The sequence below is a fragment of the Candidatus Competibacter denitrificans Run_A_D11 genome (assembly GCF_001051235.1).
Lineage (GTDB): Bacteria > Pseudomonadota > Gammaproteobacteria > Competibacterales > Competibacteraceae > Competibacter_A > Competibacter_A denitrificans.
In genome coordinates, this window is sequence record NZ_CBTJ020000020.1 from 331,316 (window position 1) to 341,708 (window position 10,393).

A 10,393-nucleotide genomic window follows, 5' to 3' on the forward strand; every position below is an offset into this window, starting at 1 on the left:
GGTTCCTGTGGAGAACCGGGGGATACCGGCATGGCGCGAACTGTAGGGGCGGTTTTTGCTCCAGTCAGGTCAAAAGGTGCGGGGCTTTTGAATCAGTCGTACCATGGGTCATAGTCTGATAGCCCTTCATTCCGTAAGGCTTCATCATGGAGCCGCCTTGCTTCCTGATATTTCTGCCAACATCGAACCGCTGTTGATTCACTGATTTTGAAATCAACCGCTACTTGAGAGGCGGCTTGGTTTTGGCTTTCACCCTGATCGACTAAATAATCAAAGGCTGTACCAACGGCATACCACTGGGCCGCCTTGCGTCGATGGTGACGGGTAAACCCCAACTCTAAAAGCAATGCGTCTCCACGTTTGGCTTTAGGCTGGCACATCGATTTTTCAATAGCGCCACAGAGCCAGCGCGATAAATCATTAGGGAGCGGTGTTCCAGATTGAATGTATTCGGCGGCGATCAACAAGGCGTCGGCTGCGCCCTGCGCATCCTGCTGTATTTTTTCCAAGGCTTCAGTCGCTCGGACACTGAAGACAAAGGGTAATTCGGCCATCGCGCCCTCTCGCGCATTTACCCTCTTATGAAAGAAGAAACCACGCCAGGCGAGATCAGAGGGTATCCCGCTTTTTGCCCCGTCGAACTAGGCGTGGCTTATAACCGTATGGGTTAGCTTGTTTTGTGGATCGGGACCACCACAGCACCTTGCTTTAAGCCATCCAGGTAATCCGACCAGGCTTGCATCATCTTTCGTCGCTCTGGCAGATATTCAGCACGGTTGTAGGCCGCTCGCACTCCATCGGATTCCGCATGGGCAAGCTGGCGCTCAATGGCGTCCCGATGCCAACCCATTTCATTGAGCAAGGTACTCGCCATGCTCCGAAAGCCATGGCCTGTGATCTGGTCTTGCGCATAGCCCAGCCGGCGAAGCGCGGCGTTCACCGTGTTTTCGCTCATGGGACGATGGGCGCTTCGAAGCCCTGGAAAGAGGTAGCGACCTTTACCGGTTAACGGGTGTAAATCCTCAAGAATCGCCACCGCTTGCCGAGACAGCGGGACGATATGGGCATGGCGCATCTTCATCTTGGCGCCGGGAATACGCCATTCGCTCTGGTCCAGATCGATTTCTGCCCATTCGGCCTGGCGTAGCTCACCGGGCCGCACAAAGAGCAATGGGGCTAGCTGCAAGGCGCAACGGGTCACGAAAGCCCCTTCATACCCGTCCAAGTCCCGTAGCAGCGCACCAATCGCTTTGGGATCAATCAGCGTGGCGAAGTGCTTTACCCGTACCGGGGGCAAGGCGCCACGAAGATCGGCGGCGGGATCACGAACAGCGCGACCAGTGGCGACGGCGTAGCGGAAAATTTGGGATAGGGTTTGTAAGGCTCTGTGAGCCGTTTCCAGGGCGCCACGAGCTTGGATGCGGCGAAGGCACGCCAGCAACTCCGGGGCGCCTAATTCCGCAATGGGGCGCTTGCCAATCCACGGCAAGACATCGACTTCCAGACGACGATAAATCCGACCGGCGTGGCCTGGCGCCCAATTCGGGGAAAATTGGTGATACCACTCCAGGGTGAGTGCTTCAAAGCTCCCCTCTCCGGCTTGGGCTGCCTTGGCGGTTTTTCGTGCCGCACTGGGATCGATGCCAGCGGCCACTTGCCGGCGGATGTCATCACGGCGTAGCCGGGCTTCCTTCAAGGAAACGTCTGGATAAACGCCCAACGCCAGCAGTTGTTCACGCCCTGCAAACCGATACCGCACTCGCCACAGCTTGGCGCCACTGGCAGTGATCAGCAAAAACAAGCCCTTCTCATCAGCCAGCTTGACTGTTGAGGGGGTAGAATTCCGAAAAGCCTTTATAGCTGAATCAGTTAGGGCCATTTTGCGGGTACGCTATTCTGGCATTGGAGGTCGTACCCTCAAATGTACCCGCACACTTGCGATGTGGCCAGTGCCATCCAAGGGCGTCCTATACGTTCCGCTAGACAACAAAAAACCCGCTAAATCGCGGGCTTAGATTTGATCGCCGGACGTTGCCGGACTTCCTGGGAAGTTAATTTGGAGGCTAGGGTCGGAATCGAACCGGCGTCCACGGCTTTGCAGGCCGCTGCATGACCACTCTGCCACCTAGCCTTGAATTCAACAGGGTCCAGCCATGGAACTGGCTCGATAAGAAAAGCCTCGAAAATTCGAGGCTTAGGAAATCTGGAGCGGGAAACGAGACTCGAACTCGCGACCCCAACCTTGGCAAGGTTGTGCTCTACCAACTGAGCTATTCCCGCAGCGTGAACTTGGTATTCTAATGCCAAAAAACCGTCCGTCAAGCAATCTTCTGCTGAAAATGGTGCATTTGGCTGTTACGGCGATGGCTGGTCTGGGATAGCAACGACTATCAAGCAGCGAATGAGCGAGTGCGCCCTTCGCATCTATCCCTACTACTTTAGGGCGAACCACGCCGCCATCAGATAATGCAGCATCGACCACAGTGTTAATACAGCCGCGATCACCAGTAACCCTAATCCAATCTCCAGCGTTGGGAAAAACCAGAGTGGGTCGCGGTAGAGCAATAGCAGCACCGCAACCATTTGCGCAGTGGTTTTGAGCTTGCCGATCATCGATACCGCCACTTGCCCCTGCTTGCCGATCTGGGCCATCCATTCCCGTAGCGCCGAAATGGCGATTTCTCGGCCGATAATAATCGCAGCCGACACCGCGATGAGCGGGGTGGGAATGGCCTGCACCAGCAACACCAAGGCAACCGCAACCATCAACTTGTCGGCGACCGGATCAAGAAACGCGCCGAAAGCCGAAGTTTGCCCCAGCCGACGCGCCAGATACCCATCCAACCAGTCGGTGAGCGCCGCCAACCCAAACAGGGCACTACAAACCAGGTTGACACCCGGAAAGGAGAGAAAGAAGACGCCCACAAAAACCGGAATCAATGCGATCCGCAGCAGCGTCAATAAGATGGGCAGGTTCAATTGCATCGTCGGGGCGCACTTAGCCTTTGTCGTGAAAGGCGTCATAGATCCGTTGTGCGAGTTCGGCGTTGATCCCTGCCACCTGGGCAATATCCTCAATACCCGCTCGCGAAAGCTGTTTCAACCCGCCGAATTGTTTGAGCAACACCTGTCGGCGCTTGGGTCCGATACCGGGAATACTATCAAGGGTTGATACCGTGCGTGCCTTGGCTCGGCGCTGGCGGTGACCGGTGATCGCAAAGCGGTGCGCCTCATCACGAATCTGCTGTACCAGATGGAGGGCGGCCGAATCGGCTGGCAGTATAATAGGCCGATTTTCAGCGAACAAGTAAAGCGTCTCCAAGCCCGGTTTGCGCTCAGGCCCTTTGGCGACCCCGATCACCATAATCCCAGCGATACACAACTCGGCCAGAACCTCGCCCGCCTGAGACAGTTGGCCTTTGCCGCCATCAATGAAGAGGATATCCGGTAAACGGGCCTTTTCTTGCTGTAGGCGCACATAGCGTCGGTGCAATGCCTGATGCAGCGCGGCGTAATCATCGCCGGGGGTGATTCCCGCAATATTGTAGCGACGGTAATCCGATTTACGCGGGCCTTCTTCGTCGAATACCACACAGGCAGCGACAGTCGCTTCTCCATGCGTATGGCTAATGTCGAAGCATTCCAGACGCGAGAGTTTGCCCTCAAACCCCAACGCTTCACCCAAAGCGTCCAGTCGGCGCTTAGTCCCGGCCTGGCTGGCCCAACGCGCGGCCAACGCATGTTCCGCATTTTGAGTGGCCATCGCCAGCCAGTGCGCTCGCTGACCACGAGGTCGAGCACTGATGATAACCGCTCGATCGGCCCGCTCCGATAGGCTTCGAGCCAGTAAGTCCGCATCAGTTGGGAGGGTACTCAGCAAGATTTCGCCCGGAATTTCCTTGTCCAGATAATACTGCGCCAAAAAAGCCGCTTGCACGGCTGGTAAATCCTCCTCTCCGGGTAATCGGGGGAAAAAGGCCCGATTCCCTAACAAGCGCCCGGCACGAAATATAAAAATTTGTAAGCAGGCCGCCCCTCCACGGAGGGCGCAGGCGATCACATCGACATCGCCGTTTTCACCCTCGACGTGCTGGCGTTCTTGGATCTGACGCAGTTCGGCGATTTGGTCGCGGCAGAGCGCTGCGGCTTCAAAGTTGAGGGTTGTCGCTGCGGTTTCCATCCGTTCTGCCAGATCGGCGATAACTTGGCCGCTCTTGCCTTCAAGAAACAAAACAGCGTCCTGTAGTTGCTGTCGATAACCGTTGCGGTCGATCAAGCCGACGCAAGGGGCGGTGCAACGCTTGATCTGATATTGCAAACACGGGCGAGAACGGCCGTAAAAAAAGCTGTCTTCGCAGGGGCGCAACCGAAACACCTTTTGCAGCAACTGCATGGTATCGCGCACAGCGTTGGCATTCGGGTAGGGGCCAAAATAGCGACCTGCCGCGCGCTTGGCGCCGCGATGTAGGCAGAGCCTGGGAAAATCACCGGCAGAGAGATGGATATACGGGTAGCCCTTATCATCACGCAACAAGATATTGTAACGGGGCTGATGCTCTTTAATCAGTGTACTTTCCAAGATCAGCGCCTCGGTCTCGGTGTGCGTGATCGTTACATCTATTGTACGGATCTGCGCGACCAAACTGCGTGTCTTGGCTGAGGCGTGGTTTTCCCGAAAATAACTGGCAACTCGTTGCTTGAGATTGCGCGCCTTGCCGATGTAGAGGATGGTGCCCTGCGCGTCTAACATGCGATAGACGCCGGGCAATGCTGCCACCGTTTTGAGGAAAGCCTTGAAATCAAAAGGGCTTGGGGTCACAGCTATCGTCGTGTGGCGCTATTGCAGCCCGTCTTTCGGTTAAAAACCTCAGCGTCAGGCCAGGATAGCCTTCGGGATCGAATGGAAACTGGCGGAGGCACCACGGCCCCTTAGCGGGGCCGTAGCTTGTTGATGACGGGGACTCGCTCAGGTGTTATCCCGCCTGATGTCGTACTTCTCCATCAGACGGTACAACGTCATCCGCGAAACGCCCAATTCCTGGGCCGCGCGGGCGATATTGAACCGAGTGCGTAGCAAGGTGGCCTGGATGGCTTCACGATCCGCCGCCATCCGCGCCTCATCCAGCGTAACGAATCCCCGCCCTAGTGAGCGCCGCTCCAGTTCCATATCACTGGGAATGATATGTGGCCCTTCGCTTAACATCACGGCCCGGCGGATACGGTTCATCAGTTCCCGCACGTTACCCGGCCAATCGTAGCGGTTGATGACCTCTAGAGCATCACGGCTGAAGCCTTTGGCGGAGGTCTTGGTTTCGGCGGTGAATTTGGTAAAGAAGTACCTCGCCAATAACTCAACATCGCCCTTGCGTTCGCGCAGACTTGGTGTTCGCAGATGTAACACGTTGAGCCGATAATACAAATCTTCGCGAAAGCGACCATCTCGAACCGCTTGTTCGAGATGCGTGTTGGTGGAGGCGATAATCCGAACATTGGCGGGAATCGGCTTGGTGCCACCGAGACGATGGATCTTTTTCTCTTCCAGGAACCGTAATAAATTGGCCTGGACCTCGGAAGGGAGATCGCCGATTTCATCCAAAAACAGAGTACCGCCACTTGTGGATTCGATTAAGCCGATGCGGCGATCATTGGCACCAGCAAATGCACCCTTCTCGTGCCCGAACAATTCCGACTGAATCAGGCTGACCGGTAAAGCGGCACAGTTCATGGTGATAAACGCCGACGCTGCTCGCGCCGAGTACTCGTGGATCGCGCGGGCCGACTGTTCTTTACCGGTACCACTCTCGCCGGTGATCAAGACCGGGACATCCACCTCGGCCGCTTTTTGAATCCCGCGAAATAAAGTCTGCATGACCAAGCTATTGCCGATCAGCCCGTACTGCGACTCCAGCTCCCGCTGCTGCCGAAGGGTGCTCTCGGTCAAGGTCGCCATGCCATAGGCGTGGCCCAAGGTCACGATCAAGCGTTGCGGCTCGATAGGCAGGGTATGGTAATCGTAACAATGCTCGGCGATGACGGTGGAAAGCAACTTGCGCTCTAGGCACTGCCGTGATAGCACCATGACCCACTGCATTTTGCGGCGCGCCAGGATCAAATCAATCAACCACTGAATCGCCCGCTCTGATTCACAGCTCAGTAAAATGGCTAAGCCCACTTCAAACGTGTGCTCGGTCAATAGCGCTCTTGCTGGAGTCGCCTCTTGTGCTGAGTAGACTTCCCAATCCGAGGCAGAGATTTTTTCCAGCATACTCTCCTCTAATGCAGCGGTGCTTAAGATCAAAACTTTGCGCATGGCTTTACCCATTGTCTACTTGATAGGACATTCAAAGAAATCCATAGCGGATTTCTCACATGCAGTTCCAGGCCCCAAAAAACACGGATAAAAACGCTCAACGATCACGTTGATAATGATCCGCCCGTGTAACCGTACACCACCGCGCAAATCATGTTTTATGCACTCTTGACACGAGGCTAGCAACTGAGGCTTGCGCATCCGCCGCCCGAGGGGTCATTTTCACCCTCCATGGCTCGTCTCCGGTAATTTTCGCTCTGTGCCTTACCGGAATCTATAAAATAATGCCTTATAAAAGTTCCAGTTGCAATGAAAAATAGCTTAATTAGCCGTTTTATTGTTTTGGAATCGATGAATTTTGTTACTTAAAAATCTCAATCTTGTCTCTATTGATTATATGTATGGCAGCAAAAATCATTCCTTTATCTCTCATTAATGAGATAAAATTTATACCTTAAAACAACAAAAAGGTTGCTGGGCTACCTGTTCGGTCGCCAGCGGAGGACTGGATAGGTCCCTTTATGCTAGCCAAGGGGCGGATAGCAGTCGATTATTGCAGCATAATCGTAAGATTCCCCATGGACTCTCAAAAAAGAGACATTTATCTAAAAAATCCGCCAGAGTGTCGGACTATGGTCCAGCTCTTCCGTTCAGTCCTGCGGTAATCTGTTTTTCCAACGCCCTGTTTACCGTGCCTTACAGCACTTTGCTGATAGGGGAATTAGGATGCTCTACCCAACTCTACGTACTCTTTTGTTTCAGCTTGATCCTGAAACTGCCCATGACTGGACTTTGCGGTTTTTGCGCCAAACCTTTAACAGTCCTCTCGGAAAACTAGGCGGTTTGCTGCCAGGTTCACAACCGAGCGCAAAGCGCCGGGTGATGGGGTTGGATTTCCCGAATCCGGTGGGTTTGGCTGCCGGCCTCGACAAAAATGGCGAATGCATTGCCGCTTGGGAGGCGTTTGGCTTTGGCTTTATTGAAATCGGTACTGTGACGCCCCGCCCACAACCAGGCAATCCCAAGCCAAGAATGTTTCGGCTACCCCAGGCCCAGGCCCTGATCAATCGGCTGGGCTTCAACAATAAAGGTGTTGATTATTTAGTAGAGCAGGTGCGGCGCAGTGGTTACCGAGGGATCTTAGGCATCAACATCGGCAAGAATGCCGATACACCCGTCGAGCGAGCGGTCGATGATTATTTGATCGGTTTGCAAAAAGTGTATCCATGGGCAAGCTACGTTACCGTTAACATCTCCTCGCCAAACACGCCAGGATTGCGTGATTTGCAGTATGGTGCAGCATTAGATCGTTTACTGGAGGCATTGAAAACCGAACAGCAGAGATTAGCCAGCCAATACGGTCGGCAGGTGCCGTTAGCGCTGAAGATCGCCCCGGATCTTGCCGAAGAGGATGTCGTGACGGTCGCTCAGGCATTGGTACGCCACGAAATCGAGGCTGTCATCGCCACCAACACCACATTTTCGCGATCCGGCGTGGAAGGATTACCCAGCGCCCAGGAGAGTGGTGGCTTGAGTGGAGCACCCCTGCACACCCGCTCGACGGCGGTGGTTAGGCAACTGGCCGACGTTCTCGCTGGTAAATTACCCATCATCGCGGTCGGTGGCATTTGTAGTGGCGCCGACGCAGCCGCGAAGATCGCCGCCGGCGCCAGCCTGGTACAGATTTACACCGGTTTCATCTATCGTGGTCCAGCCTTAATTTGCGAAGCGGTCGCGGCTTTGCGCTGAGCGATCCATACTAAACGGGAACCCATCGCTGCGGATCTATGGTTTACAGTCGGGTTATCGTCCACTGCCCACCCCCGAAGGAGATATCGCTATGCGCAAATTCCTGTTGCTGCTGTTGGGCCTGCTGCCCGCCGCGTTAAGCCAGGCGGCTATTGAGACTAAAACGGTCGAATACCGTCAAGGCGAAACCCGGCTGGTCGGGTATTTAGCCTATCCCAAGGATGCTAAAGGACCGCTTCCCGGCATCTTGGTGGTACATGAATGGATGGGGCTGAACGATTACGCCAAGCGTCGCGCTGAACAACTGGCTGCACTGGGCTATGTAGCCCTTGCCGCCGATATCTATGGCGATGGCAAGCTTGCCGCCAACCGTGAGGAAGCCGGTAAACTCGCCGGTTCCTATAAGCAGGATCGGCCGCTGCTACGGGCGCGAGCGACGGCAGGGCTAGCGGCGCTCAAAGCGCAGGCGGCCGTGGCTGGTAATCAAATCGCCGCTATCGGTTATTGTTTCGGAGGCACCACGGTCCTGGAACTGGCGCGCAGCGGTGCCGATCTCGCTGGCGTGGTCAGTTTTCACGGTGGTCTCGATACCCCTACCCCGCAAGATGCCAAAAATATCCATGCCAAGGTATTGGCGCTCCATGGGGCGGACGATCCTTATGTACCGGCTGATCATGTGGCGACATTTGAGCAGGAGATGCGAACCGGCGGTGTTGACTGGCAATTGATTGCCTACGGTGGCGCGGTGCATGGCTTCACCAACCCCTCCAATGGCAGCGACAACAGTAAAGGTGCCGCTTATAACGCATCCGCTGACACCAGATCCTGGAGCGCCATGCAGCAATTCTTCAACGAGTTGTTCGCTAAGAAGTAATCAACGTGAGGGCGGGACAGCGAAGCGAGCATCCGCTTACTGCCCGCCGATCTCGGTTGGAGACGGGAATGTTCGACCGCCGTGTCAGCGTCGCGCCCATGCTGGATTGGACCGACCGCCATTGCCGGTTTTTCCTGCGCTTGCTGACCCGGCACACGTTGCTTTACACGGAGATGGTCACGACTGGTGCCGTCTTGCACGGCAATCGGGAGCGGTTGCTGGCTTACGATCCTGCCGAGCATCCGCTGGCGCTGCAACTGGGTGGTAGTAATCCCACCGACCTGGCCCGATGTGCTCGCATTGCCGCCGACTTGGGCTACGATGAGATCAATTTGAACGTCGGTTGCCCCAGCGACCGGGTGCAATCCGGCCGGTTCGGAGCCTGTCTGATGGCCGAACCTTTATTGGTCGCGGAGTGCGTGGCCGCGATGCAAGCAGCGGTCGATCTGCCGGTTACAGTCAAAACCCGCATCGGTATCGACGACCGCGATTCTTATGAAGAATTGGCCGAGTTCGTGCGCTGTATTGCGCTGGCTGGCTGTCGCACGTTGATCATCCATGCCCGTAAAGCGTGGCTGACTGGCCTCAGCCCCAAGGAAAACCGACAAATTCCACCGTTGCGTTACGATGTGGTTTATCGGTTGAAACAGGATTTTTCCGAACTGCGCTTCATTCTCAACGGTGGCGTAGCGAGCATCCAACAGATGGCGGAACATTTAGCGCTGGTAGATGGGGTGATGATCGGCCGTGCTGCGTATGAGAATCCCTACTTGCTGGCGGAGGTCGATCAGCGGTTTTTCGGGACAAGCCAGCCGATCCCCACACGCCACGACATCGTTCACCGCTTGCTGCCTTATGTCGAGCAGCAATTGCAAGCCGGTACGCCACTCCATTGCATGACCCGTCACATCCTGGGCTTGTTTCAGGGTGTACCGGGCGCACGCGCTTGGCGGCGCTCTCTGAGTGAAAATACCCACCACGCCAACGCCGGTGTGGAGGTTCTCACTACCGCGTTGCGGTTAGTGCCGGAAGCTCTCGCAGTCGGTGCTTAATGGATATTCCCAGGGTAATTGCACTATGGGGGAAGCTGGAGAGGGCTAGCCGAGGAGCCAGCGTGACCGGTCGTCATCGTTGATGGCGGCGCGGAGCTTGCGGCGGCGAATGCTATCGTGCGGGGGCTATTGTGGCGCAGCACGTTCAGGGCTATACGTCGAATCAGGCCAGATTTTCCTCTGCGTAATCGTGGCGGGTTCGGCAAGTATCTTCGAGATTGTAAATTCGATTGTGTTAGGAGTTACGCAGTTTGATCTCTAACGATCTGATTTTAAAAGAAATCGATTTGTACCGCAGACAACCGAAATCTTATAGCAAGATTGAATAATTCTGATTATTCTATAGGGATGGCCTATTCACTTGATTTTCGACTTCATGTACTGGCGATCCGGCAGCGGGATCAGCTA

The 10,393-nt window shown here is 55.3% G+C and carries 8 protein-coding genes and 2 tRNA genes; 3 read left to right on the top strand and 7 right to left on the bottom strand.

Annotated features, from left to right (window positions below):
• Positions 1–92: 92 nt before the first annotated feature.
• From BN873_RS03650 to BN873_RS03680, 7 genes are all read right to left on the bottom strand, one after another.
• Positions 93–554, bottom strand: coding sequence for a hypothetical protein (locus BN873_RS03650; protein ID WP_048670672.1), 462 nt, complete (start codon positions 552–554; stop codon positions 93–95).
• A gap of 113 nt (positions 555–667) precedes the next feature.
• Entirely contained in the window at positions 668–1,879 is a 1,212-nt protein-coding gene (locus BN873_RS03655; protein ID WP_048670674.1) for a tyrosine-type recombinase/integrase, read from the bottom strand.
• 178 nt (positions 1,880–2,057) lie between these two features.
• Positions 2,058–2,131, bottom strand: a tRNA-Cys gene (locus BN873_RS03660).
• Positions 2,132–2,204: 73 nt separating this feature from the next.
• Positions 2,205–2,280: transfer RNA gene (locus tag BN873_RS03665), tRNA-Gly, on the bottom strand.
• 153 nt (positions 2,281–2,433) lie between these two features.
• Entirely contained in the window at positions 2,434–2,985 is a 552-nt protein-coding gene (pgsA, locus tag BN873_RS03670; protein WP_048670676.1) for a CDP-diacylglycerol--glycerol-3-phosphate 3-phosphatidyltransferase, read from the bottom strand.
• Between the two features lie 13 nt (positions 2,986–2,998).
• Positions 2,999–4,825 carry an excinuclease ABC subunit UvrC gene (gene uvrC / locus BN873_RS03675; protein WP_048670678.1) on the bottom strand — a complete coding sequence of 609 codons (1,827 nt, stop codon included), beginning with the start codon at positions 4,823–4,825 and terminating at the stop codon, positions 2,999–3,001.
• 141 nt (positions 4,826–4,966) lie between these two features.
• Positions 4,967–6,310, bottom strand: coding sequence for a sigma-54 dependent transcriptional regulator (locus tag BN873_RS03680; protein WP_082161075.1), 1,344 nt, complete (start codon positions 6,308–6,310; stop codon positions 4,967–4,969).
• A gap of 726 nt (positions 6,311–7,036) precedes the next feature.
• Between BN873_RS03680 and BN873_RS03685 the strand changes: the two genes are divergently transcribed.
• The 3 genes from BN873_RS03685 to dusA all read left to right on the top strand — a co-directional run bounded on the left by BN873_RS03685 (position 7,037) and on the right by dusA (position 9,985).
• Positions 7,037–8,059: a quinone-dependent dihydroorotate dehydrogenase gene (locus BN873_RS03685; RefSeq protein WP_048670680.1), complete on the top strand. Its 1,023-nt coding sequence runs from the start codon at positions 7,037–7,039 to the stop codon at positions 8,057–8,059.
• Positions 8,060–8,150: 91 nt separating this feature from the next.
• Positions 8,151–8,933 (top strand): dienelactone hydrolase family protein, encoded by a 783-nt coding sequence (locus BN873_RS03690; protein WP_048670682.1) that lies wholly within the window; start codon positions 8,151–8,153, stop codon positions 8,931–8,933.
• 68 nt (positions 8,934–9,001) lie between these two features.
• Positions 9,002–9,985, top strand: coding sequence for a tRNA dihydrouridine(20/20a) synthase DusA (gene dusA / locus BN873_RS03695; RefSeq protein WP_048670684.1), 984 nt, complete (start codon positions 9,002–9,004; stop codon positions 9,983–9,985).
• Positions 9,986–10,393: the final 408 nt, after the last annotated feature.

Excerpts from the sequence above, each read along its gene's own strand:
- pgsA (WP_048670676.1), bottom strand. The coding sequence starts at position 2,985 with ATGCAATTGAACCTGCCCATCTTATTGACGCTGCTGCGGATCGCATTG.
- dusA (WP_048670684.1), top strand. The coding sequence starts at position 9,002 with ATGTTCGACCGCCGTGTCAGCGTCGCGCCCATGCTGGATTGGACCGAC.
- BN873_RS03690 (WP_048670682.1), top strand. The coding sequence starts at position 8,151 with ATGCGCAAATTCCTGTTGCTGCTGTTGGGCCTGCTGCCCGCCGCGTTA.
- BN873_RS03685 (WP_048670680.1), top strand. The coding sequence starts at position 7,037 with ATGCTCTACCCAACTCTACGTACTCTTTTGTTTCAGCTTGATCCTGAA.
- BN873_RS03680 (WP_082161075.1), bottom strand. The coding sequence starts at position 6,310 with ATGCGCAAAGTTTTGATCTTAAGCACCGCTGCATTAGAGGAGAGTATG.
- BN873_RS03655 (WP_048670674.1), bottom strand. The coding sequence starts at position 1,879 with ATGGCCCTAACTGATTCAGCTATAAAGGCTTTTCGGAATTCTACCCCC.
- BN873_RS03650 (WP_048670672.1), bottom strand. The coding sequence starts at position 554 with ATGGCCGAATTACCCTTTGTCTTCAGTGTCCGAGCGACTGAAGCCTTG.